The organism is Granulosicoccus antarcticus IMCC3135 (assembly GCF_002215215.1).
In the GTDB taxonomy this organism is placed as follows: domain Bacteria; phylum Pseudomonadota; class Gammaproteobacteria; order Granulosicoccales; family Granulosicoccaceae; genus Granulosicoccus; species Granulosicoccus antarcticus.
This window is the reverse complement of sequence record NZ_CP018632.1, coordinates 1,992,261-2,018,156: the sequence shown is the minus strand read 5'-3', so window position 1 is coordinate 2,018,156 and position 25,896 is coordinate 1,992,261. Positions and strand designations below refer to the sequence as shown.

The 25,896-nt window shown below is 52.1% G+C and carries 35 protein-coding genes; 3 read left to right on the top strand and 32 right to left on the bottom strand.

Annotated elements, in window-relative coordinates; translation table 11 throughout:
* Positions 1-39: 39 nt before the first annotated feature.
* The 3 genes from uvrA to IMCC3135_RS08725 are packed head-to-tail and all read left to right on the top strand — an operon-like array spanning position 40 to position 4,936.
* The gene (uvrA, locus tag IMCC3135_RS08735; RefSeq protein WP_088921755.1) at positions 40-2,859 is read left to right on the top strand and encodes an excinuclease ABC subunit UvrA; all 2,820 of its coding nucleotides are present in this window, start codon (positions 40-42) and stop codon (positions 2,857-2,859) included.
* Entirely contained in the window at positions 2,859-3,986 is a 1,128-nt protein-coding gene (locus tag IMCC3135_RS08730) for an App1 family protein (protein WP_088917256.1), read from the top strand. The genes uvrA and IMCC3135_RS08730 overlap by 1 nt, the downstream gene beginning before the upstream one ends.
* Positions 3,983-4,936, top strand: coding sequence for a DMT family transporter (locus IMCC3135_RS08725; RefSeq protein ID WP_088917255.1), 954 nt, complete (start codon positions 3,983-3,985; stop codon positions 4,934-4,936). Before IMCC3135_RS08730 ends, IMCC3135_RS08725 begins: the two co-directional genes overlap by 4 nt.
* Positions 4,937-4,981: 45 nt before the next feature.
* Here IMCC3135_RS08725 and IMCC3135_RS08720 read toward each other — a convergent pair whose 3' ends face one another.
* From IMCC3135_RS08720 to rplD, 32 genes are all read right to left on the bottom strand, one after another.
* On the bottom strand, positions 4,982-6,499 hold the full coding sequence (locus IMCC3135_RS08720; protein ID WP_088917254.1) for a sensor histidine kinase: 1,518 nt from the start codon (positions 6,497-6,499) through the stop codon (positions 4,982-4,984).
* A gap of 7 nt (positions 6,500-6,506) precedes the next feature.
* Complete coding sequence (locus IMCC3135_RS08715; protein WP_088921754.1) at positions 6,507-7,265, bottom strand: response regulator transcription factor; 759 nt, start codon at positions 7,263-7,265, stop codon at positions 6,507-6,509.
* A gap of 89 nt (positions 7,266-7,354) precedes the next feature.
* Positions 7,355-8,359: a spondin domain-containing protein gene (locus IMCC3135_RS08710; RefSeq protein ID WP_088917253.1), complete on the bottom strand. Its 1,005-nt coding sequence runs from the start codon at positions 8,357-8,359 to the stop codon at positions 7,355-7,357.
* Between the two features lie 170 nt (positions 8,360-8,529).
* Positions 8,530-9,963 (bottom strand): mannitol dehydrogenase family protein, encoded by a 1,434-nt coding sequence (locus tag IMCC3135_RS08705; RefSeq protein ID WP_088917252.1) that lies wholly within the window; start codon positions 9,961-9,963, stop codon positions 8,530-8,532.
* A 168-nt stretch (positions 9,964-10,131) separates the two neighbouring features.
* The gene (locus tag IMCC3135_RS08700) at positions 10,132-11,205 is read right to left on the bottom strand and encodes an NAD(P)H-dependent glycerol-3-phosphate dehydrogenase (protein WP_335589291.1); all 1,074 of its coding nucleotides are present in this window, start codon (positions 11,203-11,205) and stop codon (positions 10,132-10,134) included.
* Positions 11,202-13,013: an ABC transporter ATP-binding protein gene (locus tag IMCC3135_RS08695; protein ID WP_088917251.1), complete on the bottom strand. Its 1,812-nt coding sequence runs from the start codon at positions 13,011-13,013 to the stop codon at positions 11,202-11,204. Before IMCC3135_RS08695 ends, IMCC3135_RS08700 begins: the two co-directional genes overlap by 4 nt.
* 116 nt (positions 13,014-13,129) lie before the next feature.
* Entirely contained in the window at positions 13,130-13,495 is a 366-nt protein-coding gene (rplQ, locus tag IMCC3135_RS08690; protein WP_088917250.1) for a 50S ribosomal protein L17, read from the bottom strand.
* A gap of 15 nt (positions 13,496-13,510) precedes the next feature.
* On the bottom strand, positions 13,511-14,503 hold the full coding sequence (locus IMCC3135_RS08685; RefSeq protein WP_088917249.1) for a DNA-directed RNA polymerase subunit alpha: 993 nt from the start codon (positions 14,501-14,503) through the stop codon (positions 13,511-13,513).
* 93 nt (positions 14,504-14,596) lie between these two features.
* The gene (rpsD, locus tag IMCC3135_RS08680) at positions 14,597-15,217 is read right to left on the bottom strand and encodes a 30S ribosomal protein S4 (RefSeq protein WP_088917248.1); all 621 of its coding nucleotides are present in this window, start codon (positions 15,215-15,217) and stop codon (positions 14,597-14,599) included.
* A 44-nt stretch (positions 15,218-15,261) separates the two neighbouring features.
* A complete protein-coding gene (gene rpsK / locus IMCC3135_RS08675) occupies positions 15,262-15,645 on the bottom strand; it encodes a 30S ribosomal protein S11 (protein WP_088917247.1) in 384 nt (127 codons plus the stop codon).
* 11 nt (positions 15,646-15,656) lie between these two features.
* Positions 15,657-16,013 (bottom strand): 30S ribosomal protein S13, encoded by a 357-nt coding sequence (rpsM, locus tag IMCC3135_RS08670; RefSeq protein WP_088917246.1) that lies wholly within the window; start codon positions 16,011-16,013, stop codon positions 15,657-15,659.
* A 26-nt stretch (positions 16,014-16,039) separates the two neighbouring features.
* Positions 16,040-16,156, bottom strand: coding sequence for a 50S ribosomal protein L36 (gene rpmJ / locus IMCC3135_RS08665; RefSeq protein ID WP_088917245.1), 117 nt, complete (start codon positions 16,154-16,156; stop codon positions 16,040-16,042).
* Positions 16,157-16,215: 59 nt separating this feature from the next.
* Positions 16,216-17,556, bottom strand: a complete 1,341-nt coding sequence (gene secY, locus IMCC3135_RS08660; RefSeq protein ID WP_088917244.1) for a preprotein translocase subunit SecY — start codon at positions 17,554-17,556, stop codon at positions 16,216-16,218.
* Between the two features lie 4 nt (positions 17,557-17,560).
* Entirely contained in the window at positions 17,561-18,016 is a 456-nt protein-coding gene (rplO, locus tag IMCC3135_RS08655; RefSeq protein WP_088917243.1) for a 50S ribosomal protein L15, read from the bottom strand.
* A gap of 77 nt (positions 18,017-18,093) precedes the next feature.
* A complete protein-coding gene (gene rpmD / locus IMCC3135_RS08650) occupies positions 18,094-18,282 on the bottom strand; it encodes a 50S ribosomal protein L30 (protein WP_088917242.1) in 189 nt (62 codons plus the stop codon).
* Position 18,283: 1 nt separating this feature from the next.
* On the bottom strand, positions 18,284-18,793 hold the full coding sequence (rpsE, locus tag IMCC3135_RS08645; RefSeq protein ID WP_088917241.1) for a 30S ribosomal protein S5: 510 nt from the start codon (positions 18,791-18,793) through the stop codon (positions 18,284-18,286).
* 65 nt (positions 18,794-18,858) lie between these two features.
* Positions 18,859-19,212: a 50S ribosomal protein L18 gene (gene rplR / locus IMCC3135_RS08640; RefSeq protein WP_088917240.1), complete on the bottom strand. Its 354-nt coding sequence runs from the start codon at positions 19,210-19,212 to the stop codon at positions 18,859-18,861.
* 24 nt (positions 19,213-19,236) lie between these two features.
* Positions 19,237-19,770 carry a 50S ribosomal protein L6 gene (gene rplF / locus IMCC3135_RS08635; RefSeq protein WP_088917239.1) on the bottom strand — a complete coding sequence of 178 codons (534 nt, stop codon included), beginning with the start codon at positions 19,768-19,770 and terminating at the stop codon, positions 19,237-19,239.
* Between the two features lie 23 nt (positions 19,771-19,793).
* Entirely contained in the window at positions 19,794-20,189 is a 396-nt protein-coding gene (gene rpsH / locus IMCC3135_RS08630; RefSeq protein ID WP_088917238.1) for a 30S ribosomal protein S8, read from the bottom strand.
* Positions 20,190-20,201: 12 nt separating this feature from the next.
* Positions 20,202-20,507: a 30S ribosomal protein S14 gene (gene rpsN, locus IMCC3135_RS08625; RefSeq protein WP_088917237.1), complete on the bottom strand. Its 306-nt coding sequence runs from the start codon at positions 20,505-20,507 to the stop codon at positions 20,202-20,204.
* Positions 20,508-20,520: 13 nt separating this feature from the next.
* Positions 20,521-21,060: a 50S ribosomal protein L5 gene (rplE, locus tag IMCC3135_RS08620; protein WP_088917236.1), complete on the bottom strand. Its 540-nt coding sequence runs from the start codon at positions 21,058-21,060 to the stop codon at positions 20,521-20,523.
* Positions 21,061-21,065: 5 nt separating this feature from the next.
* Positions 21,066-21,380, bottom strand: coding sequence for a 50S ribosomal protein L24 (gene rplX, locus IMCC3135_RS08615; protein ID WP_088917235.1), 315 nt, complete (start codon positions 21,378-21,380; stop codon positions 21,066-21,068).
* 45 nt (positions 21,381-21,425) lie between these two features.
* On the bottom strand, positions 21,426-21,794 hold the full coding sequence (gene rplN, locus IMCC3135_RS08610; protein WP_088917234.1) for a 50S ribosomal protein L14: 369 nt from the start codon (positions 21,792-21,794) through the stop codon (positions 21,426-21,428).
* A gap of 55 nt (positions 21,795-21,849) precedes the next feature.
* Positions 21,850-22,131, bottom strand: coding sequence for a 30S ribosomal protein S17 (gene rpsQ, locus IMCC3135_RS08605; protein WP_088917233.1), 282 nt, complete (start codon positions 22,129-22,131; stop codon positions 21,850-21,852).
* Between the two features lie 2 nt (positions 22,132-22,133).
* A complete protein-coding gene (rpmC, locus tag IMCC3135_RS08600) occupies positions 22,134-22,340 on the bottom strand; it encodes a 50S ribosomal protein L29 (RefSeq protein WP_088917232.1) in 207 nt (68 codons plus the stop codon).
* On the bottom strand, positions 22,340-22,753 hold the full coding sequence (rplP, locus tag IMCC3135_RS08595) for a 50S ribosomal protein L16 (protein ID WP_088917231.1): 414 nt from the start codon (positions 22,751-22,753) through the stop codon (positions 22,340-22,342). The genes rpmC and rplP overlap by 1 nt, the downstream gene beginning before the upstream one ends.
* Positions 22,754-22,852: 99 nt before the next feature.
* A complete protein-coding gene (gene rpsC, locus IMCC3135_RS08590; protein WP_088917230.1) occupies positions 22,853-23,536 on the bottom strand; it encodes a 30S ribosomal protein S3 in 684 nt (227 codons plus the stop codon).
* 3 nt (positions 23,537-23,539) lie between these two features.
* Positions 23,540-23,884, bottom strand: coding sequence for a 50S ribosomal protein L22 (gene rplV, locus IMCC3135_RS08585; RefSeq protein WP_418251435.1), 345 nt, complete (start codon positions 23,882-23,884; stop codon positions 23,540-23,542).
* Positions 23,881-24,153 carry a 30S ribosomal protein S19 gene (gene rpsS / locus IMCC3135_RS08580; protein ID WP_088917228.1) on the bottom strand — a complete coding sequence of 91 codons (273 nt, stop codon included), beginning with the start codon at positions 24,151-24,153 and terminating at the stop codon, positions 23,881-23,883. The genes rplV and rpsS overlap by 4 nt, the downstream gene beginning before the upstream one ends.
* A gap of 13 nt (positions 24,154-24,166) precedes the next feature.
* The gene (rplB, locus tag IMCC3135_RS08575) at positions 24,167-24,994 is read right to left on the bottom strand and encodes a 50S ribosomal protein L2 (RefSeq protein WP_088917227.1); all 828 of its coding nucleotides are present in this window, start codon (positions 24,992-24,994) and stop codon (positions 24,167-24,169) included.
* A gap of 3 nt (positions 24,995-24,997) precedes the next feature.
* Positions 24,998-25,297: a 50S ribosomal protein L23 gene (gene rplW / locus IMCC3135_RS08570; protein WP_088917226.1), complete on the bottom strand. Its 300-nt coding sequence runs from the start codon at positions 25,295-25,297 to the stop codon at positions 24,998-25,000.
* Positions 25,294-25,896 (bottom strand): 50S ribosomal protein L4, encoded by a 603-nt coding sequence (rplD, locus tag IMCC3135_RS08565; RefSeq protein WP_088917225.1) that lies wholly within the window; start codon positions 25,894-25,896, stop codon positions 25,294-25,296. The genes rplW and rplD overlap by 4 nt, the downstream gene beginning before the upstream one ends.

The following is a 25,896-nucleotide window of genomic DNA, read 5'->3' as shown; positions in this document are numbered from 1 at the left end:
CACGCCCTTTCCTCAATCACCGCTCACCAGAACTCGGCAATGGATACTATTCGCATCCGTGGCGCACGCACGCACAACCTCAAGAACATCGATGTTGACCTGCCGCGCGACTCTTTGATCGTCATTACCGGACTATCCGGTAGTGGAAAGTCATCTCTGGCTTTCGATACCGTGTTCGCAGAAGGCCAGCGCCGCTATGTGGAATCGCTGTCAGCCTACGCACGCCAGTTTCTGTCCATCATGGACAAACCGGACGTGGATCTGATAGACGGGCTTTCTCCGGCGATCGCCATTGAGCAGAAATCAACCTCCCACAACCCGCGCTCCACGGTTGGTACCATCACCGAAATATATGATTATCTGCGCCTGCTGTACGCCCGTGCCGGCACACCCACATGCCCGATTCACGGCGAAGTACTGGAAGCCCAGACTCTGAGTCAGATGGTGGATACTGTCATGGCTCTGGATGCGGGAACCACCCTGGCGCTGCTGGCACCTGTCATCCGGGATCGCAAAGGCGACCATGCGACCCTGTTGGAACGTTTGCGGGCACAAGGCTATCTGCGAGCACGAATTGACGGGGTCATCACAGAGCTGGAAGGTGACATCTCACTGCCTGCAAAACAGAAACATTCCATTGATGTCGTCGTGGACCGCTTCAAGGTACGGGACGACCTGCGCCTGCGCCTCACCGAGTCCTTTGAAACAGCCACGACACTGGGTGATGGCAACGCCATTGTCACACCACTGCGCGATGATGGCGATGACATGGTCTTCTCTACGCGCTTTGCCTGCAGTCAATGTGGCTATTCTCTACCGGAGCTGGAACCTCGCGCGTTCTCGTTCAACAGCCCCCATGGCGCCTGCCCAACCTGTGATGGACTCGGCCTGAGTCAGTTCTTCGATCCGGCACTTATCATCGTGAACCCTTCTGTCAGCCTTGCTGGTGGAGCCATTCGTGGCTGGGACAAGCGCAATGCCTACTACTTCCAGATGATCAAGTCACTGGCCCTTCATTATAAATTCGATGTCGATACGATTTTTGATGAATTGCCAGAAGCTATCCGACATCTGATCATGCACGGATCCGGTACGGAGAAGATCAAATTCCACTACCAGAGCGAAAAAGGTCAGGCCAGCTATGAGTCCGTACGCCCCTTTGAAGGCATCATTCCCAACCTGACGCGCCGCTACAAGGACACCGAATCGAATGCAGTGCGTGAAGAGCTTGGCAAACTGCTCTCCTCACAGACCTGCCCTGATTGCAAGGGCGCGCGTCTGAATGAGGCTGCCCGGCACGTCCTGGTCGATGGGCACAGCCTACCCTCGATCGTGAACCATTCCATCGGTGACACCCGCTCTCTGATCGACTCGCTGAAGCTGACAGGTCAGCGCAAAGAAGTCGCCAGCAAGATTACCGGTGAAATCCTGCTGCGACTGAACTTCCTGATCAACGTAGGCCTGGATTACCTCTCACTGGATCGCAGCGCTGACACCCTCTCCGGAGGCGAAGCACAGCGCATACGTCTCGCCAGCCAGATAGGTGCAGGTCTGCAAGGTGTTCTGTATGTACTGGATGAACCCTCAATCGGATTGCATCAGCGTGATAACGACAAGCTGCTGAAGACATTGGAATACCTGCGTGATCTGGGCAATACCGTCATTGTCGTGGAGCACGATGAAGACGCCATCCGGGCGGCCGATTTTGTACTGGACATAGGACCGGGAGCCGGTGTTCATGGTGGCAACATAGTGGCCTCTGGCACACCAGAGCAGATCATCAGCAATAGCGCCTCGATTACCGGCCAGTATCTGTCCGGCAAGCGCTTCATTCCCATTCCCGAACGCAAGAAACCGGGTAAACAGTTCATCAGCATCACCAAAGCTTCTGGCAACAACCTTAAATCTGTCAATGTGAAATTTCCTGTCGGCATCTGTACGGTAGTCACAGGCGTCTCAGGCTCGGGGAAATCGACACTCGTCAACGATACCCTTTACAAGCACGCGGCCAATGCCATCAATAACGCCCGTCATACCCCATCGCCATTGAAAAGCATTACCGGCCTGAAGGTGTTCGACAAAATTGTGGACATTGACCAGAGCGCCATTGGCCGCACCCCACGCAGCAACCCTGCCACCTACTCCGGCCTGTTCTCGCCGATCAGAGATCTGTTCGCAGGCACTCACGAAGCACGCTCCAGAGGCTACAAGGCAGGACGCTTCAGTTTCAATGTCAAGGGGGGTCGCTGTGAAGCTTGCCAGGGAGATGGCCTGATCAAGGTGGAAATGCATTTTCTACCCGATGTCTATGTCCCCTGTGACGTCTGCCAAGGCAAGCGCTATGGCCGCGAAACACTGGACATACGCTACAAGGGGCAGAATATTCACCAGGTCCTGACGATGACAGTTGAACAGGCACATGAGTTTTTCGGCGCAGTGCCGGTACTGCATCGCAAGCTGGCCACTCTGATGGATGTCGGCCTGTCCTATATAACGCTGGGACAGAATGCGACAACGCTATCCGGCGGTGAAGCTCAACGCATCAAACTGGCACGAGAGCTTTCGAAGCGCGACACAGGCGACACTCTGTATATCCTTGATGAGCCGACAACAGGTTTGCATTTTGAAGATGTCAAGGCTTTGCTTGTGGTCATACAGCGACTACGTGATGCCGGCAATACCGTGATTATCATCGAACACAATCTGGATGTAATTAAGACTGCAGACTGGATCATCGACATGGGCCCCGAAGGCGGTCAAGGTGGTGGGACTGTCGTTGCAGCTGGAACACCTGAAGATATCATCGGCTGTGCCTCCTCCTATACCGGTCAATACCTCAAACGCATTTTATCTCGATAATGGCTAGTGATCACTGGAAAACCCTGTTCCATCGCCTCGGCATGGGCACTGAAAATGTGCTTGATGTTGTCCGCTCCCGTGCACGCGAAAAGTTGCATCCGGAAGTTCATCTGCATGTGATTGCCTATCGTGGCCTGGCAACCAGGCTATCAGGCGGTTGGCAAGGCAGCATCAATGGTCGGGTGCTGCGCTACAAGCAACCCTCCCTGCCCGGCATCTCGACACTGTGGAACAATCTGCAAGCCAGCTATGCACGCTTTGCAACCGATGAGCTGGAAGGCGTCACGGTGCGCGGTCGTGTGGGTGCAGAGCAGGTAGAGAGCATCACTGATGAAGAGGGGTATTTCAGGCTCGATTTCAATATCCGTACAAGCGACGAACCTGGCAATACCATCCCGGTGGAGCTGACACTCCCGGGGTTCACAACGATTCAGATCGACGGTGACCCTGTGATCAACCTGCCGGATCCGGCCGCACGCTTTGCAGTCATCAGCGACATCGACGATACCCTGCTGGTTACCAACGCCACCTCGTTACGGCGAATGATGCGTCTGACACTGCTGGAGTCCGCCACCACCAGGCTTGCCTTCGATGGTGTCGCTGATTTCTACCAGGCCCTGCACGGAACAGTCAATCCGTTTTTCTATGTATCCAGCAGCCCCTGGAATCTGTACGAATTCCTGACCGACTTCATGCGTCTGAACCATATAGTCGCTGGCCCAATGATGTTGCGGGACTTAGGCATTGACGAGACCAAATTCATCGCCGGCCCACACAAGGAACACAAGCTGGAACAGATCAGAGCGATAATCGATCTCTATCCGACGCTATCTTTCATTCTCTGCGGTGACAGTGGCCAGGATGATCCGGAAATCTACACCACTATCGCCGAAGAATATCCGGATCAGATCAAAACCATCTACATCCGTGACGTCAGCGATCAGTGGCGAAGCTCCGCCATTCAGCTCCTGATTCAGCGCTTGAAAGAAATGGATATAGACATGCTGCTGACACCGGACACCCAGGCAGCAGCCACTCATGCGATAGCTCAGAATTATATCAACAAGGATTCCTTGCCAGTCATACAGCAAGCTGTTGACGACCAGAAGCTTGAAGTGCAGCTGTGAAAACCACCACACCCGCCTCGCTACAGCACTGGCAAGGGAAAACCTCTTCGCCTAGCTGGGGAATAATCTTCATGGTCACGGGCACCATGATCGTGCCGGTGATGGACGCCATTGCAAAATTTCTGGGCGACAGCATGTCACCGGTACAAATCACCTGGGGCCGCTTCACCTTTCAGTTCATCATCATGGGCATGGCTATCATCCCTCTCTACGGCTTCAAGGCACTATGGCCTAAACGTCCTGCAATACACGCGGTGCGAGGTGTTCTGCTGGCCGTTGCCACCACGTTTTTCTTCTTTTCTCTCCAGTTTCTGCCACTGGCCAATGCGATTGCGATCTTTTTCGTTCAGCCAATGCTTTTAACCCTGTTAGCGGTATTGTTTCTGGGTGAAAAGATCGGTTGGCATCGTAAAGCGGCAGTACTGGCAGGTTTTCTCGGAGCCTTGCTGGTGATTCAGCCTGGTAGCGATTCATTCACACTGGCAGCCTTGCTCCCCATGTGTGCAGCCTTTTTCTTCTCCTGCTATCTGGTCGTCACACGTTCTGTGGCCAATGTTGACCACCCCTTGATCATGCAGTTCGCATCAGGGTTTGGTGCCACTATTGCATTATCACTGGCATTACTGCTTGGCATGTTGCTGGATAGCCCAGCCTGGACCCCGGTGGTTCCTGACCTGCCTCAGTGGGGCTGGCTGATGTTGATCGGCGTGATTGCAGCTGCAGGTCATCTTCTGGTTGTCATTGCCGTCAACCGGGCACCCGCATCTCTACTGGCACCTTTCGGCTATGTAGAAATCATCGCAGCCACCTACCTGGGCTGGTTGATTTTTGATGAATGGCCAGACACGCTGTCCTGGCTGGGAATAGCGGTCATTGTAATGAGTGGTCTGTATGTATTTGTGCGTGAGCAGCGTCAGGGTAGCAACAGCCTGGAGCCCACGAACGGATAGCAAGTATTATCGTTGCGCTGGAAGGCCTTGTGCGAGCGAGCCCCGTCAAACTGATAAGGGCAAGGAAAATTTCACTCTCGTACCTTCTCCAGGCTGGCTCCATACCAGAGCCTGACTACCGTGCAAAACCAGAATTCGCTGCACAATACCTAAACCCAATCCACTACCTTCGCTCATTGCGCTGTTCATGCTGGCCATGACTTCACCCTGATCAATGCAAACCATCAACGGACAGGCATCCATGGGGGTGGCAAATCCACGGCCTGAGTCTGCGACCTCCACAACCCCGTGAAGATCAGCATCCTGACCGACAGTTACTGAGACATGACCACCTTCCGGCGTATGTCTAATCGCATTGAAAACCAGATTTTCCAGAACACGTTGAATCATGCTCATATCCGCCAGCACGATCACATTCGTGCTATCGGCAGAGCTGGATACTGTCAGCGCTATGCCCACTCTGGAGGCCTCTGCCTCCATATCCTGTACCGTATCGAAAACCAGTTCCGATAAGGACATCTGTTCTATCTGCGGCTTCACATCCCCTGAGTCCAGCCGCGCCATCTCGAACAGCTGCGAGATCAGACTGCGAAGGCGATTGGCCTGACGTTGTGCCAGCAAGAGATATCGTTGGCTATCTGACGGGGTCAGCTGCTCATGCTTGAGCAAAACGGTTTCAATAGCACCGCTCAGACTGGTCAGTGGCGTACGCAAGTCGTGCGAGACACTCGTCAAAAATCGCCTGCGCTGCTTGTCGGCCTTGTTCAGAGCAATGAACTGCTGATCCAGGCGTTTAGCCATGCCATGACACGTTTGTTCCAGAGCTTGCAACTCATCTGCCATGCGACCAGCACTGAGCTTGGGTGGCAGAGCCTGAGTGGTCTGGTCCACTGCCGCCAGTCGCCATTCGCTCAGCGCCCTGGTCATGGCCCGTAAAGGACGAGTCATCATGAAAAACACCGCTATACCGGCAAACAATGCGAATACAAGCACGCCACCAAACATCGTAGCCCCGGCTTGCAAGGTATAACTGGAGGACAAGCTATGCCACAAAGAACGGTGCCTGGCACCTCCAAGCACCACGTAAACGTAACCACACGGCTCACAGCCACTATTACCCGCTTCCGTGCCACTCACAGGAAACGCGGAGAAGACTCGCAGTTGCCCCGGAACCGACGGATTGACACCGTAAATAGGCAGGCGATCCTGACCCGCGATGAAACGTTGCAGCGGCTGCATGTCAACGGCTTGATCGTACTGCACATCGACATCGAGCGCACCTGCCAGGATATTCCCCTGTGGATCCAGCAAGAAAACGTCCAGACTGGGATTGATCATCGCCAGATGCACGGCTAGTTCTGCCAGCGCCTGCTTGTCAGGTTTGCCATCAATAAACAGACGCGTCTGATTAACCATATACATGGCAACCGGGCGATTCAGCTCCTGAGTGAATTCTTCGAAATAGCGTTGTTGACTGCGATGTCCGATATTCAACGTGACCATGCCAAGACACAGCAGAATGGCACTGAAGACCAGAGACAGACGTATAAAGAGAGAACTCATCTATCTTTCAGCAATCCAGTCGATAACCGACACCCCAAACGGTCTGGATATATTTCGGGTTGGCTGAATCAGCTTCGATTTTTATCCGAAGTCGGTTGATATGCGTATTCACCGTATGCCGATACCCTTCATAACTGGAACCCCACACACGCTCCAGCAACTCGCTGCGACGGAATACCTTGCCGGGGGTTTTGACAAATTCGCCTAACAAGGCAAACTCTCTTGCCGTCAGATCCACGGCCCTGCCAGCCACGTTCACCGTATGATTGTCCGTATCCAGAATCAGATCTCCAGCAACCAGAACCGATTGCCGTTTGGCATGAACGCTGGATTCTGCTCGGCGTATCACCGCTCTTACGCGCGCCACCAGCTCCATCATGGAGAACGGCTTGACGATATAGTCATCCGCCCCTGCATCCAGTCCTTCAATTCTGTCTGCCTCAGCACCACGTGCCGTCACCATCAATACGGGCAAAGCCGGTAACACCCGTCTGACTTGCCGCATGAGCGTCATACCATCAATACCGGGCAACCCCAGATCCAGAATGATCATGTCCCACGGTTCGCTCAGTGCCCTCGCCAGTGCATCAATCCCATCTGCCACCAGATCGACCCGTGCTCCGGCATCTGACAGGTGCAGATCAATCAACCGGGCAATATCCGGATCATCTTCGACCAGCAGAATGCTTCGGGAACTCAGCGACAGCGGCTCGCCTGTAGTTCGCTCTACTGGTGACAACGCGGCCTTGTGAATTGCTTCAGTCATGAGTTGTTTGAGCAGACCGGGCACGTGAAGTTCACATACCCGGCTTTCACAGTTCTGAGGATGATCGTTGGATCAACTAAATCAACACACTACCGTGCATTAGTCGTCAATTGAATATCTGTAGCCTGACCCGCCGAACCATTGGCGTCAATGGCACTGACCGAATACGAATAGGTGGTGTCTGCTGACAAACCCTGGTCGAAGTAGCTGATACCATCCAGAGTCAGGAGCGCCGCACCATCACGCTCTATACGATAGCCCACAACACTCGCCTCATCGCTACTTGCACGCTCCCAGAATAGTTCCAGTGCGGTTCCCGAGTACACGGTTCCCGCAAGATTGCCTACTGTGGAAACTCCACCAACGCCACCTTGCTCGCCGCCCTGATTCGTGATGACCACTCTGGCAACCGGATTCTGCCAGCGATGTACGACTGAGTTGATATCACTGATGCCGCCATTGGCATCCAGATCGCCGAGCACACCCGGGTGCACATGCACATAGCCTTCAGCTACGGTGTTGATCCCCGTACCGCCCACGCCCGTACCAGTGGCCACCACAGGAGGCGGAGCAGGAAAACCGGCAACTCCCGGTGCACCACTACCAACCAGCTCGTCGTTTGCCTCTGTGCCTGCATCGTAGCCTCTGGCAAACAATGTGATCGACTCGCCATCAGCGCGTGGCAGAGCCGCAGAATCGATACCCACAAAACCATCATTGGTAGGTAACAGCATGCCACTGATCGACAGAACGGAGTTGACAGCAGCGACATCATTCAGCGTCAAAGTGACGCTGGCACCCGGAGCCAGAAGGCCATCACCAGCTGCCACATCAGATCCGAAACCGGTCAACAGATCATTCATGGACTGGATATCACCCCCTTCGGCGATTGCCTGTAATTCGCTGGAGGCTTCCATGCCTGCATGAAACATCCGTATGTTCTGATCATGAGCCGCTGCGATCAACGGCGTGAAATGAATGCCACGAGTCAGGTTGGTGATAGTGATTTCGTAGTCTGATGCCAGAACCGGTGCGGCGGTGGCAACGCTGAGAACAAGCGCTGAAAGGGTCAAAGCAGAACGATAGTGATGCATGCGGTAACTCCGTGAGTATGTGTATGAAGTGAAACAAACGACACAGCAATTGCTGCCGTCTGTTTGCGACTACACATACTGACTCTGCCCATGGGCAGGAGTTATCACAGAATCATCACATTTTCATATCAATGATATTCACAACTGCATCAGTACCCACTGATATGCGACTACTGTCGAGCAGCACTCATCTGCGACAGGGTCCTCAGTGCACCGTCAACAGTCAGTCCGTCAACCAGGGAGGCGACCTTCTCTACCCAAATGATATTGTCGAACAAGCCACTGGGCACTCCCGGCAAGCCGCCCAAAGCAGCTACTCGTTCTGTTGCCGATCGATCGGAGTTGATGATCTGTTCCAACTCTGCCTTCAGCGGATCATTGCACTCGATAATATCGCCATTCTGATTCATGCCCTGTATATACCGGAACCACAAGGCTGTCGCCAAGGCACTGGTGTCCACACTTTTGCCTTGCTCAAGGCGTTGCATGGCCGGTATGAATATTCTTTGAGGCAGTTTCTGACTGCCATCCATCGCTATTTGCAAACAGCGGTGATCAATAGCCGTATTCTCAAATCGAGCAAGAAGATTATCCTTGTACCGGGCTGCATCATCCGCATTCATCTCTTCCAGTGTTTCCGACGCATCGCTCATATGCCAATCAACCAGCGCTCGATAGGCCGGCACCGCCATGACATCTCGTACAGCAGCTAACCCGGTTACCGCTCCCAGATAAGCAATCAGAGAATGAGCGCCATTGAGCATTCGCAACTTCATATCCTCAAACGGTGCAACCTCCTCGACTAACATTGCCCCGGCCTTTTCCCACGCCGGACGAGGGCCTGCGAAGTTGTCCTCTATCACCCATTGACTGAACGGCTCGGTCTCAATGGCGGCAAGGTCAGGCTCTCCCAGCAACTTTTGCGCAAGGGCCAGAGTTGTGGCATTTGAAGCTGGCGTAATTCTGTCCACCATGGAATCCGGAAAGCGACATTGATCCGCAATCCAGTTGACCAACTCTTCATCGATCAGCGCGGCATAGGCAAGCACGATACGCTGCAACAGCCTCCCATTAGCTGGCAAGTTATCGCAAGAGAGAATCGACAAGCCGCGGCCTCCGGCAATCTGACGCAACTGCAGACCGCGTACCAGTATCCCAGGCATCGTTGCAGGCTGAGTCGAGTTAGCCAGATCACGCACAATAAGCGGGTCATCAATATTCAGTGTTCTATCAGCACCACTGAAACAATAACCCTTCTCCGTAACAGTCACCGTCACCACATGAACATCCGGATCTGCAATACGAGTTGCTACCGCATCGGGTGTGTCTGGCAAGCAAAGCACCTCCCTGATAACCGATAACTCTCGCAAGACAGGTCCAGCGGATTGTTGCTCAATCAAGGAGTAACGCCCGTCTCGCTGTTGCATGACATTGGCAAGCTCCCGACTACGCATGGCAACGGCACAGATACCCCAGTTACCTGGTTCGCTGACTATGGCATCCTCTGTATAGACGGCTTGATGTGCTCGATGAAAAGCACCCAGTCCCAGATGGACAATGCCAACGGTGAGTTGCGTTGGCAATTTTGATGGCAGATAGGACATATAGACTGATTACCCTGATTGCGTTTGAAAACCCCTCATTTGCAGTTAAACCGGAGGGTATGAGATCAATCTTGTGTTGACGTTCACCAGTATGAATCGATGCAGTGTTGCAGGAGCCTGTTCGAGAATGGACTGATCTGCTGCGGACTCGATTTTTTAGCCAGGCTGCTAGCCGTGTTCCTTGCCGGCACCCAGCTCCCGACTTAATAAAGCTTCTACCGCATCTCTGGGCGCCACCCCCTCCACGACCACCCGGTAGATCTGTTCAATGATGGGCATACGAACATTGAGGCGCTTCGCCTGCTCATAAACTGCACGAGCAGCTCCAATCCCCTCAACGACCTGTCCAATCTCTTCCGCAGCCTCGTCTATGGATTTTCCAGAAGCCAATGCCAGCCCCATGCGCCGATTACGAGATTGGTCATCGGTGCAAGTCAGCACCAGATCTCCCATTCCAGCCAGACCGACAAAAGTTTCTGCCTCTGCCCCCATAGCCAAGCCCAGACGCGATAACTCGCGCAATCCCCGATTGATCATGGCTATCCGTGCATTAGCACCAAATCCAAGACCGTCGGACAGACCCGCACCGATAGCCAGAGCGTTCTTTACAGCACCACCAATCTCGACACCAACCATATCTTCCGAGGTATAGGCAATGAAGTTTTTGGTACGAAGCGCTGATGCCATACGCATCGACCACTCCGGATTGGACCCTGCAACCGTGATCGCCGTCGGCAGACCCGCACCGACTTCCAGGGCAAAGGTGGGGCCTGAGACGACCGCATAGTTATTGCATTCTGGCAGAAGTTTGTGGGCTAGCTGGTGTGGCAACAGACCCGTACTCAGCTCGAAACCTTTCGTCGCCCAGGCTAGCTCCAGAGTGGCAACCCGCTCGCCCAGCGTACTTGCCAATTGTTCCAGTACCGCTCTGAAAGCATGACTGGGGACCGACACGAGTATGCGCTGCGCATCAGCAACCGCCCTATCCCAATCGGCTTCCACCTTCAAGTTATCCGGAAATGAACAAGCGGGCAGATAACGTTCATTCAGACGTTGCTGCTGCATCTGACTCATCAGATCCCGATCGCGCCCCCACAAGGTCACGACACTGCCGGCACGCGCTAGCTGAATCGCCAGCGCCGTACCCCACGATCCTGCGCCTATCACCGTAATGGCAGGCATCTGCTCAGGCATGGTTGTTATCTGGTCACCCGCATCGGCGACAGTTGTTTCAATACTCATGGCGTTGTTACTCCCTGTTGTACCGCTCCAGTCTGAACTGCCCATTGACGTGCATAGAAACCGTTAAGCGAAACCAACTCTTCATGCGTTCCTTGTTCGACCATGTTGCCTTTCTCCATCACCACTATCCGATCCGCTGCAACAATAGTGCTAAGTCGATGGGCAACCACCAGCACCGTGCGCTTTTTCGAAATGATTGCCAATGAACGTTGAATCGCCGCTTCCGTCTCATTATCTACAGCACTAGTGGCCTCGTCCAGAATCAGAATAGGTGGATTCTTGAGAATTGCACGCGCCAGTGACAAACGTTGACGTTGCCCACCGGAGAGCTTGATACCTCGCTCCCCCACCAAGGTATCAAACCCATGAGGCAGGTGTTCAATAAACTCCATGGCTTCTGCAGCGAGCGCTGCTTGTCGAACCTGCTCTTTGGAGGCATCTGGATTGCCATAGGCAATATTGTCCCAGATAGATCCTTCGAACAGGAAAACCTCCTGACTTACCAGACCAATACTTTCCCGTAACGATCTCAATGAAAGCTGGTTGATCAAAACTCCATCAATACTGATGCTACCTCCGGATACGGGATAGAAACGCAGCAACAGCTTGATCAGAGTGGATTTGCCTGAACCCGTTGCACCAACCAGCGCCATCGTCGTGCCAGCCTGGATATCCAGAGACATGTTCTTAACACCACTGTGTGTACCCGGGTATTCAAATGACATCGAGTCAAATCGGATCCGGCGTGGCTCGTTTCCTGACAGCAGCAATGTCCCTTCGTCTCTGACCCGATTTTGCGACGTAATCAAAGTCAGAATACGGCGCGTACTGGCCATCGCTCTTTCGAACAAATCCACCGTTTGCGCCAGCATGGTTAATGGCCACAACAACCTTTGCGTCAGAAAGACCAGCATGCCGTAGGCTCCAACATTCAGGGTGCCATCCAGTGCCTTCAAACCACCAATCACAAAGGTAGCGAGAAAGCCTGCGAGAATTGCCATACGAATCAGCGGTACAAAAGCAGATGACACCTTGATGGCTCGTCTGTTGGCTTGTACATAATCACGACTAGCGAGCCTCAGCCGTTCACTTTCACGCCGCTCGGCAGTGAATGCCTTGATGGTCGCCATGCCACCGATATTATTACTCAGGCGACTAGCTAGATCGGCCACACATTGACGGACATCGGCATACAACGGAGTCGCCCGTCGCATAAAGTAGAATGCGCCCCAGATGATCAGCGGAATGGGTGTAAACGCCAGTACCGCGATGCTCGGTGAAATCACGAAGAAGACGGTGCCAATCAGCGTAACACTGACAAATACCTGCAGAAAATCATTGGCACCGCCATCCAGAAAGCGCTCCAATTGATTGACGTCATCATTGAGGATTGCCGTCAGCTCTCCCGAGCTTCGAGTTTCAAAGAACCCCATATCCTGGCTTTGCACCTGGTCGTAGGCATCCTGACGTAGATCCGCCTGCAGATCCTGAGCAAGATTTCTCCACAGGATCAGATAGAGATACTGGAAGATGGATTCGCCCGCCCAGATCACGAAGGTGAGCACGCCCAGCATGAGAATCTGGGATTGCGGAGTCTGGAAACCGAAACCGGCCAGAAAACTGGCTTCTCTGTTCACCACCACATCGATGGCTATACCGATGAGTATCTCGGGCATGATGTCGAACAAGGTATTCAACGCCGAACAAGAGCTCGCCAAGACAATGCGACGACGATAACCCTTTGCATAACGGAGCAGTTGTATCAACGCGCTGAAGCTACTGTCGCTCAGTGGTACGGTATTGCTCACGTCTGATTTTCTTCCCGTTCAGAACGCAAAAAGCCCGTGCTTGGGTAAGCAACGAGCTTTTTGCAGACCTTCTTGAATACTGACCATCGAAAGATGATCAGTAAAGAACAACAGAATTATACTTCGCTACGCTCAACGAACTCAATGATAGCCATTGGTGCATTATCGCCAGGGCGCATGCCGCACTTCAGGATTCGAGTGTAGCCACCTGGACGGTTGGCAAAACGAGGACCCAGTTCACTGAACAGCTTTCCTACTGCTGCTTTGTCGCGCAGGCGATCAAAAGCCTGGCGACGCTTGGCAACATTGTCTTGCTTCGCGTTCGTGATCATCGGCTCGATGACACGACGCAGCTCTTTGGCTTTAGGCACAGTCGTCGTGATTGACTCGTGCTCTACCAATGAAGCTGCCATGTTGCGAAACATGGCCTTGCGATGGCTGGAATTACGGTTGAGCTTGCGCCCGCTCTTACGATGTCTCATGTTCTTATTCCGTTCTTACTTGACCAGCTCGCGCTGCTTTTGCAACTCGGGTGGTGGCCAGTTCTCAAGGCGCATGCCTAACGATAGTGCCTGCTGAGCCAGAACATCCTTGATTTCAGTCAGGGATTTCTTGCCCAGGTTAGGCGTTTTCAGTAGTTCAACCTCAGTGCGTTGAATCAGATCACCTATGTAATAGATGTTTTCTGCTTTCAGGCAGTTTGCTGAACGTACTGTCAGTTCTAGATCATCTACTGGACGCAACAGAATCGGATCGATATCAGATGCCTGTTCCTCTTCCGGTGTCGCCGTCTCTGCTTTCAGATCGACAAATACGGACAATTGTTCCTGAAGTATGGTTGCTGCCTTGCGGATAGCTTCCTCAGGATCGATAGTACCGTTTGTCTCAAGATCAACGATCAACTTGTCCAGATCGGTACGCTGTTCAACACGCGCACTTTCGACGTTGTAAGCCACACGGTGCACAGGACTGAACGAAGAATCGATCTGCAGTGTACCAATGGGACGACTTTCGCCTTCTTCCAATGTGCGATGAGAAGCTGGTTCGTAACCTCGGCCTACTCGAGCACGCAATGTCATATTCAGATTGACATCACCAGTCAGGTGGCAGATAACATGATCCGGATTAACGATTTCAACATCATGATCCAGGCTGATATCTGCGGCCGTAACAACACAAGGGCCTTGCTTGACCAGTTTCAGATTTGCTTCATCTTTAGCATGCATCACGATAGCGACACCTTTCAGATTCAGCAGAATATCAAGTACATCTTCCTGTACGCCTTCCATTGTGGTGTATTCGTGCAATACACCTTCGATTTCAGCTTCGTAAAAAGCTGCACCGGGCATGGATGACAACAGAATTCGACGCAACGCGTTACCCAGCGTGTGGCCGAACCCACGTTCCAATGGCTCGAGCGTTACCTTCGCATGATTTGCGTTGGACGCCGTTACATCGACAATACGTGGTTTCAAGAATTCAGTTTGCATGGCATTCAACGTAATTCAACCCCTAAATGTTAGTGGAGCAGCCAGATCGCTACTCCACCCTAAAGCTGTAATCAGCAAGCAAAAACCAACTGCTTACTTTGAGTACAGCTCCACAACCAGAGATTCGTTGATCTCGGCCGGCAGATCAGCACGATCAGGAACTGACTTGAACATGCCCTCAAATTTCTTCGCGTCTACTTCAATCCAGCCTGGAACACCACGCTGTTGAGCGAGTTGCAGAGCGTCAGAAATTCGAGCCTGCTTGCGCGCCTTCTCACGAATAGTGATCACCTGGTTAGGTTGAATCTGGTAAGAAGCAATGTTGACGATCTTGCCGTCTACCATGATTGACTTGTGCGAAACCAGTTGACGGGCTTCAGCGCGAGTAGACCCGAAACCCATGCGGTAAACCACATTGTCCAGACGCTGCTCGAGCAGTGACAACAGGTTTTCACCTGTTGAGCCCTTGCGTGCTGCAGCGGCCTTGTAGTAGTTACGGAATTGCTTTTCCAATACACCGTAAATACGGCGCAGCTTCTGCTTTTCACGCAACTGGATTGCATAGTCAGACGGACGACCACGCTTAGCGCCTTGCATACCTGGAGGTGTCTCCAGATTACATTTTGACTCAAGCGGACGAATTCCTGATTTCAGGAAAAGGTCGGTGCCTTCACGGCGGCTTAGTTTGCACTTCGGGCCTATATATCTAGCCACGGTTCACACTCCTACTGCTGATCTTCAAGGTTGGGCGAGTCATCTCACACACGGCGCTTTTTCGGCGGACGGCAACCGTTGTGTGGAATAGGCGTAACGTCAAGGATGCTGCTGATCTTGAAACCGACGTTGTTCAGCGAGCGCACAGCTGAATCACGACCAGGACCAGGGCCCTTGACGTGTACATCGATGTTCTTCAGACCATATTCCTTGGCGGCTTCACCTGCTCGCTCCGCAGCTACCTGGGCAGCAAACGGTGTACTTTTACGCGAACCACGAAAACCTGAACCACCGGCAGTGGCCCACGACAGTGCATTGCCCTGTCGGTCAGTGATCATGACAATCGTATTGTTAAACGATGCATGAATGTGTGCAATACCGTCAGTAACGGTACGGCGAACCTTCTTTTTGGTGCTACTAGCTGCCATAACTTTCTCTATTAACGCTTGAGCGGTCTACGCGGACCTTTACGCGTGCGCGCATTAGTCTTCGTACGTTGACCGCGAAGGGGTAAGCCCCGACGATGGCGAATTCCACGGTAACAACCGAGGTCCATCAGACGCTTTATGTTCATCGAAACATCGCGACGCAGGTCGCCTTCGACTATAAATTTTCCTACTTCGGTACGTAGACTCTCGATCTCGACTTCTGAGAGATTACGAACCTTGGTTTCAGGTGCAACATTTGCAGTACCGCAAATCTGGTACGCGCGTGTACGCCCTATTCCGTATATTGATGTCAATGCGATCCAGGTATGTTTCTGGACCGGAATGTTAATGCCGGCAATACGTGCCATGCTTATCTCCGCCTAAAGTATTTTAACTAACCCTGACGCTGCTTATGCCGGGCGTCAGTATTGCAAATGACGCGAACAACGCCTTTACGTTTGACTACCTTGCAGTTGCGACAGATCTTCTTCACTGATGCTCTGACTTTCATGTATATATCTCCAAAAAAGGGAAAACCGAACGGGCAACGCTAACAGGAACACGCTAACGCTAGCGCGTTCCCTTCGGAACTCCCTTGGTACCTTGCTTCTTCATCAAGCCTTCATACTGATGGCTCATCATGTGCGCTTGCGCCTGGCCTACAAAATCCATTACCACAACAACAATGATCAGCAAGGAGGTGCCACCGAAGTAGAAAGGCACATTCCAGAAGAGGATCAGGAATTCGGGCAATAGACAGACGAGCGTTATGTACAACGCTCCGTAAAAGGTCAAACGAGTTAGAACACCGTCGATGTATCGAGCTGTCTTTTCACCTGGACGGATACCGGGAATAAAAGCACCCGATTTCTTCAGATTATCCGCTGTTTCCTTGGCATTGAAAACCAGTGCCGTGTAAAAAAAGCAGAAAAAGATTATTGCCGATGCGTACAGCAGTATATAGACCGGCTGCCCGGGCTGCAACGTCGATACGATAGTGTTTAGGAACGAATTGGTATTACTTGTTGCAATGTCACCCAGAGTTGCCGGAAACAGAATGATACTGGAGGCGAAAATAGGAGGAATAACTCCTGCCATGTTCAACTTCAGCGGCAAATGGCTAGTCTGAGCAGCATACATCTTGCGACCTTGCTGTCGCTTGGCGTAGTTTACCGTGATTCGACGTTGTCCGCGCTCTACGAATACAACGAAAGCAGTGACAGCCAGAACCATTGCAAACAGCAATATAACGACAAAGTAACCTAACTCACCTGTACGGGCTAATTGCAAGGTGCCGCCTATCGCTGCAGGCAGACCAGCAACAATGCCAGTAAAGATGATGATGGATATACCGTTACCAATACCACGCTCGGTGATCTGCTCACCCAGCCACATCAGGAACATGGTGCCGGTAACCAATGTGATAGCCGCTGTCAGTACGAAACCAGGACCCGTCAGAAATACAACGTTTTGCCCATTGGCTCCCTGACTTTGCAAGGCAATGGCAATACCCACCGCTTGCACTGAGGCCAGTATCAGCGTTCCGTAACGCGTGTACTTGGTGATAATCCGTCGACCACTCTCACCTTCTTTCCTCAGTTGCTCTAACTGAGGAATGACGTGAGTCATCAACTGCATGATGATCGAAGCAGATATATAGGGCATAACACCTAGCGCAAACAATGACATGCGTGACAGTGCACCACCGCCAAACATGTTCAGCATGCCAAGGATGCCGCCGCTCTGCTGGTCAAACAAATCTGCCATGACGCGCGGATCAACACCAGGAATGGTGATGTGCGAACCCGTCCGGAAGATGATCATCGCAAGCAGCACGAACATCAGGCGCGAACGCAGCTCGGCGGAACCGCCGATACCGGATAACGCAGCCTTGTTCTTGTCAGCGGCCATGATCTTAGCTGGCAGCCACTGCAACAAGCTCTGTCACGGATCCACCAGCTGCTTCGATAGCAGCTTTAGCGCCCTTAGTGACGCGGCAGCCCGTTACAGTACAAGAAGTCGTGACGGCTCCAGACAGAATCACTTTTACAGTTTTAGTCTGTAAAGGGACGAGACCTGCAGTGATCAGCGCTTCCACGTTGATAATGCCGCCTTCAATCATGTCAAGTTCGTGTAAACGAACTTCGGCGTAATGCCGAGCCATGCGTGAAGTGAAGCCGAATTTCGGCAAACGACGTTGGATAGGCATCTGCCCACCTTCAAAACCTACTTTGTGCCAGCCGCCGGAACGTGACTTCTGTCCTTTGTGACCACGGCCACAGGTCTTGCCTTTTCCACACCCGATGCCGCGACCTACGCGGGTACCGACCTTGCGACTGCCGGCCGCTGGTTTCAGATTATTGAGACTCATGACGTAAGCTCTTGTCTGTCATTTCGTTAGTGGCCCGTAGCTGGTACGGGCCAGGAGAATTGTGCGAAGAACAGCGATTAAGCTGATTCTTCCAGGCGCAACATGTAGTACGCCTTGTTGATCATGCCGCGGTTCTCAGGCGTGTCGATTACTTCGACTGTCTGATGCATACGACGCAGACCCAAGCCACGAACGCAGGCCTGGTGGTTCTTGATGCGACCGTTCATGCTCTTGACCAATGTAACTTTGAGAGTCTTAGTAGTCATTTTACTCTCCCTTGATCTCTGCGACTGTCTTGCCACGCTTTGCGGCTACAGTCTCAGGGCTCTGCATGCTGTTCAGGCCAGCGATAGTGGCGCGCACAACGTTGATTGGGTTGTTAGTGCCGATGATCTTTGCCAGGACGTTGCGTACTCCAACAGCCTCGAAAACAGCGCGCATAGCACCGCCCGCAATGATACCAGTACCTTCAGATGCAGGTTGCATGTAAACACGTGCTGCACCGTGACGACCCTTCAACGGGTACTGAAGTGTTCCATCATTCAGAGAAACAGTCTTCATGTCGCGACGGGCTTTTTCCATAGCCTTCTGGATAGCCAAAGGCACTTCACGCGCCTTGCCATAGCCAAGTCCTACACGACCATTGCCATCACCAACAACTGTCAGTGCTGTAAAACCGAACTGACGTCCGCCTTTAACTACTTTTGCCACGCGGTTGATCGTGACCAGCTTTTCGATGTATCCGTCGCTGCTTTGATTGTAATCGTTCTGTGCCATACTTTTTTACCGAGTCCCGGGGTTTTGGCTGCACAAAGGCAGCCATGCCGCAATCTGCGCCGTAATCAGAATTTCAGACCGTTTTCACGGGCTGCATCGGCCAGCGCTTTCACACGACCGTGGTATTTGAAGCCAGCACGATCGAAAGCAACTTGGCTAACTCCTGCGGCAGTGGCTTTTTCGGCGATGCTTTTACCAACGCTGACAGCAGCATCGACATTACCGCCATTCTTCAAGGAACCACGAAGGTCCTTGCTCACGGACGAAGCTGCAGCCAGTACTCGACTACCATCAGCATCGATCACCTGGGCATAGATATGCCGTGGTGTACGATGAATGGTCAGGCGAGCAACACTGAGTTCGCGGATTTTGGCGCGCGTACGCTTGGCACGACGCAGACGACTAATTTTCTTATCCATTCTCGAATTCTCTTCTGCGCGGCTCTACTTCTTCTTGGCTTCTTTCATGGCGACGTACTCGTCGACATATCGAACACCCTTGCCCTTGTAAGGCTCAGGAGGACGATAACCACGAATGTCAGCAGCTACCTGACCAACAACCTGCTTGTTGATTCCACTGACGATGATTTCGGTTTGACTCGGTGTTTCAATCGTAATGCCGTTCGGCACCTTGTGAACTACCGGATGTGAAAAACCGAGAGTCAGGTTCAGGTTACTACCTTGAGCCTGCGCACGATATCCAACACCACGCAGTTCCAGCTTCTTTTGAAAGCCTGTGTTGACGCCTGTTACCAGGTTGTTCAACAGTGAACGCATTGTGCCTGTCATGGCGACGGACTTCTGGTCCTTGCTAGATGTAGAAACACCTAAAACACCATCTTCGAGAGTTACAGCGACATCTTTGTGCAGAGTAACGGACTCTTGTCCCTTGGGACCCTTGGCACTAACGTCCTGACCACTAATTGTGACTTCGACGCCCTTAGGCACCTCAATCGGTTGTTTTGCTACGCGTGACATTGTTATATTCTCCGGAGCGCCGATTAGCTGACGGTGCAGATGATTTCGCCACCAAAACCCTGGGCGGCGGCTTGTCTACCAGTCATCACACCATGAGAGGTGGAGATAACGGCAATACCTAGCCCACCGAGAACTTCGGGGATTGAGTTGGCACCTTCATACTGTCGTAGACCAGGACGACTGATTCGCTTGATCTTGTCGATGACGGGCTTACCATCAAAATACTTCAATGTAACGGTCAGAGTGGGCTTGCCGTCGACAACTTCAGTGCTGAAGCTTCCAACGTAACCTTCATCTTGCAATACCTGCGCGACACTGGACTTCAGTTTCGCTGCGGGCATGGATACCGATACCTTGCGCGCCTGCTGACCGTTACGAATACGGGTCAGCATGTCGGCTATGGGGTCAGACATACTCATGATTGAATTCTCCTACCAGCTTGCTTTAACAAGACCAGGCACGTCACCGCGCATGGCTGCTTCACGAAGCTTGTTACGGCTAAGGCCAAATTTACGATAGTACCCATGAGGCCTACCTGTGATACGGCAGCGGTTACGCTGACGTGCCGGTGAAGAATCACGCGGCAGTTTTTGCAAAGCGGTAACCGCTTCCATTTTTTCTTCAAAGCTTACTTCTTCTGAAGAGATCGTCTCTTTCAGAACAGTTCGTTTGTCTGCAAACTGTTTTACCAGCTTGGTGCGCTTGTTCTCGCGCGCAATCATTGATTTCTTTGCCATGAGTGTCGCGTTCCTATTGGCGGAAAGGAAAGTTGAATTTCTTCAACAGTGACAAGGCTTCTGCATCAGTCTTCGCAGAGGTAGTGATAGTGATATCCATACCACGCACTGCATCAATCTTGTCGTATTCGATCTCAGGGAAGATGATCTGTTCCTTCACGCCCATGCTGTAGTTGCCACGTCCGTCAAATGACTTGGGGCTGATGCCACGAAAGTCACGAATACGGGGAATGGATACTGCAACAAGACGGTCGAGAAATTCAAACATACGAGCCCGACGCAAAGTCACTTTGGCACCGATAGGATAACCGTCACGAATCTTGAAACCCGCAATTGATTTGCGAGCAACAGTCACGACAGGCTTCTGCCCGCTGATTGCAGTCATGTCCTTGACAGCATGCTCAAGTACCTTCTTGTCACCCAGAGCCTCACCGAGACCCATGTTGATGGTGATCTTCTCAATGCGAGGTACCTGCATGATGCTTTGGTACTTATGCTCCTCCATCATCAGAGGAATAATTCTCTCGCGGTAATCTGCTATTAACCTGGCCATGACGCTCAACTGTCCACTGAGGAAGAATCAGAAAGGAAAAAACGTTCCTTCTGATCTTCATCGTTTGTGCGAAACCCGATGCGCCCACCCTTCTTTAAAGAAGCGTTGAACAGCGCAACATTCGATATATGAATTGACAGTTCCTTTTCCTGGATGCCACCCGGATCACCCATCTGAGGGTTGCCCTTGGCGTGCTTCTTGACCAGGTTGATTCCGTCAACAATTACACGGTCACCGAGTATGGATTCAACCTTACCCCGTCGACCTTTGTCCCTACCGACGAGTACGATGACATCGTCGCCTTGTTTGATACGTTGCATATTCTTGCCTATTCGCCGTTTTGGCTTGTCGATCCCGTCCGCGCCTTACAGCACTTCAGGTGCGAGGGAGACGATCTTCATGAACTTTTCGTTACGAAGTTCACGAGTCACGGGGCCAAAGATACGGGTTCCTACCGGCTCCAGCTTTGCATTCAGGATGACAGCCGCATTGGCGTCAAATCGAATTGCAGAACCATCACCGCGGCGAATTGCCTTTGCAGTACGTACTACTACTGCATTATAGACTTCACCCTTCTTGACCTTGCCTCTAGGGATAGCGTCTTTGACACTAACCTTGATGACGTCGCCTACTCGCGCGTATCGACGGTGCGATCCACCCAACACCTTGATGCACATTACTCGGCGTGCGCCACTGTTGTCTGCCACATTGAGGACAGTTTGCATTTGAATCATCGGACGCTACTCTTTATCCAGCCACGATTGTTAATGTTCATTATCGACAACAGCCTTATTCAGCTGCTTCGACGAGTACCTTGTCCAGAGTCCAGGATTTGGTCTTGGACAAAGGTCGGCACTCTTTGATCTGAACCATATCGCCGATGTTCAGTTCGTTCTTTTCATCATGCACATGATACTTCTTACTACGGCGCATGTACTTGCCATAGATAGGATGCTTGATGCGACGTTCAACCTGCACAGTGGCAGTTTGTTCCATCTTATTGCTGGTAACACGACCAACAACTGTCCGAGTACTAGAGCCTACTGTGGCTGATTCGTTCTGCTCACTCATAATCAGGCCCCTGCAGACTGCTTCTGGTGGATGATAGTCTTGATGCGCGCGATCTGACGGCGCACCCGCTTGAAATTGTGCGGCTTTACGTCTTGTCCCGATCCACGCTGCATACGCAGGTTGAATTGTTCACGAAACAGGCCGCTAAGCTCTGTGTTCAGCTCTTCAACCGATTTGGTCTTGAGCTCTGATGCGTTTGTATCAGCCATTACGCTGCAGTCCTCACAACAAATTGGGTACCGAGCGGCAATTTAGCAGCTGCCAGGGCAAATGCCTCGCGTGCTATCTCTTCTGAAACGCCTTCCATTTCATAGAGCATCTTGCCAGGTTGGATCTTGGCTACCCAGTACTCGACGTTACCTTTACCTTTACCCATTCGAACTTCGATTGGCTTCTTGGTGACAGGTGTGTCAGGGAAGATTCGGATCCAGATTTTACCACCACGCTTGATGTGACGTGTCATGGCACGACGGGCAGATTCGATCTGACGGGCAGTCAAACGACCGCGAGCAGTCGCTTTCAGGCCATATTCGCCGAAGCTGACCTTGTTGCCGTTCTGAGCCAGACCACGGTTTCGCCCCGTGTGCTGTTTCCTGAATTTGGTTCTTTTTGGTTGAAGCATTTCTCGTTGCTCTGTCTACTACCGAGACTCATTGTTTTGCGAAACATGAACCTTACGGTTCATGTTCAGCCAGGTCTCTTGATTTGAATCGCCAGCCTTTTACTTGCTGGTGGTGTTAGCAACGCTTTTAGAGCGTTTTTCTTCGAGGTCGAACACTTCACCGTGACAGATCCAGACCTTGATGCCGATAACACCATAGGTAGTATGCGCCTCGGCAACGCCGTAGTCGATGTCAGCACGGAGAGTATGCAATGGAACACGTCCATCGTGATACCACTCGCGACGAGCAATCTCTGCCCCGTTCAGTCGACCGGATACGGCAATCTTCACACCTTGAGCACCAAGGCGCATGGTGTTAGTCAATACACGCTTCATGGCACGTCGGAACATGACTCGACGTTCCAACTGCTGAGCGACACCTTCAGCGACCAGCTGAGCATCCAACTCCGGCTTGCGGATTTCAGCAATGTTGATCTTCACATTGTTGATGTTGATTCCCAGCATCGGCGCCAGTACACGGCGCAGACGTTCTACGTCTTCACCCTTCTTACCGATGACGATTCCCGGACGAGCTGAGTGGATCGTGATGATGATCGACTTGGCAGGACGTTGAATCTGAATACGGCTGACAGAAGCATGTGAAAGTTCCTTTTTCAGGAATTTTCGAATCTTGATGTCATCGTTCAGGTAGTTCGCATAGTCTTCACTACCGGCATACCAGGTGGAATTCCAATCCTGGGATATACCCAGGCGGATACCAATCGGATGTACTTTTTGACCCATCGTTTAGCTCCTGCCGTCCGAAACGGTCACGGTAATATGACTGGTACGCTTGAGAATTCGGTTACCTCGGCCTTTTGCTCTGGCTCGCAGGCGCTTCATGACTGGCCCTGCATTAACTTGTATGGCTGAAATTTTCAGCTCATCGATGTCGGCGCCTTCATTGTGCTCGGCGTTGGCAATAGCACTATCTACCAGCTTCTTGATAAGGCCACCGGCTTTCTTCTCACTAAAAGTAAGAAGCTCCAGCGCACCTTCGACAGGGAGCCCACGGATCTGATCTGCAACCAACCGCACTTTCTGCGGTGAGATGCGGGCCATCTTCAATGTTGATTCGACTTGCATGACTATCTCGATTTCTTGTCAGCGACGTGGCCTTTGTAAGTACGCGTAGCCGCGAACTCACCAAGCTTGTGCCCTACCATGTTTTCGGAAACCAATACCGGCACATGTACACGACCGTTATGAACGGCTATGGTCAGGCCCACCATGTCAGGCAGGATCATTGATCGGCGCGACCATGTCTTGATTGGACGCTTGCTATTTGCGGCGCGAGCTTCATCGACCTTCTTAACGAGGTGATAATCGACGAACGGGCCTTTTTTCAGGGAACGTGGCACGAGTCTCTACCTCCTATTTCTTGCTGCGACGACGCACGATCATGCTGTCGGTACGTTTGTTTGAACGAGTTTTGTAACCCTTGGTAGGCGTGCCCCAAGGACTTACAGGATGACGACCACCCGATGTACGGCCTTCACCACCACCATGTGGATGATCGACCGGGTTCATCGCCACACCGCGAACGGTTGGACGAACACCACGCCAGCGCTGAGCACCAGCCTTACCGAGTTTCTGCAATGAATGCTCTGAGTTGCCAACTTCACCAATAGTGGCGCGACAATCAGTCTGCACACGTCGCATCTCACCAGAACGCAAACGCAACGTGGCGTACATGCCTTCTCGTGCAACCAACTGAACAGCAGCGCCGGCACTACGAGCAACCTGTGCACCGCGACCTGGCTTGAGCTCGATTGCATGAACAGTCGAACCAACTGGAATGTTGGCCAATGGCAAGCAGTTACCTGGCTTGATTGCAGATTCGCGACCTGACATCAGAGGTGTGCCAGCAGCAACACCCTTGGGAGCCAGAATATAACGACGCTCACCGTCTGCATACTTGAGCAGAGCAATATGGGCTGTACGGTTAGGATCGTATTCCAGACGCTCAACTACTGCGGGAATGCCGTCCTTGTTGCGTTTGAAATCGATTACTCGATAACGACGCTTGTGTCCACCACCGATATGACGGGTAGTGATGCGACCTTTGTTGTTACGACCACCAGACTTGGACAGACTTTCGACCAATGGCTCGTATGGACCTTCCTTGGAAAGGTCTTTGTTAACTACTCGAACCTGAAACCGCTTTCCGGGCGATGTCGGTTTTGACTTTACGAGAGCCATGATCTAAGCCTCCATACCCATGAAGTCGATGTCCTGCCCTTCAGCCAGGCGGACGATGGCCTTTTTCCAATCAGAGCGCTTGCCTTCACTTTGACCAAATCGCTTGGTCTTGCCGTGAACATTGACAATTTGCACGCTGCGCACAGTCACATCGAATAATTTTTCGACGGCCTTGCGAACTTCCAGCTTTGTTGCGTTATTGGCAACACGAAAGGTATGACGACCTTCCAGCTCGGATGCAGTTGCAGTCTTCTCCGAAATATGAGGTGCGAGAATCACCTGATAGAGACGTTGGTCATTCATGAAAAGCGCTCCTCCAGCTGCTTCACGGCCGCCGCAGTGGCGACGATGTGCGGAAAACGCACCAGACTGACAGGATCGACGCCTTCGACATCAAGCACCTGTACGTAGGGAATATTACGGCTGGCCAGATAAACGGACTCAGTCACGTCATCCATCAGAAACAGAACTTTCTTGACACCCAGCTCGGCCATCTTCGCCTTCATAGCCTTGGTCTTGGACTCTGTAACTTCAAGACTGTCAACAACAATCAACCGACCTTCAGCTGCTGCATGCGACAGAATCGAACGAATCGCACCGCGATACATTTTCTTATTGACTTTCTGTGAGTAATCACGAGTCTTGGAAGCGAACGTTACGCCACCACCAGTCCAGATAGGACTACGTGAAGTACCAGCACGAGCACGACCTGTACCCTTCTGACGCCAAGGCTTTGCACCACCACCGCTAACTTCTGAACGCGTTTTCTGCGCTGAAGTTCCGGCACGTGCCGCTGCCAGATAGGCAGTCACGATCTGGTGAACCAGACCTTCGTTGTAATCAACTCCAAAAACGGAGTCTGCAACGGATACAGATCCGCCGCTATGTGTTTTTAAATCCAT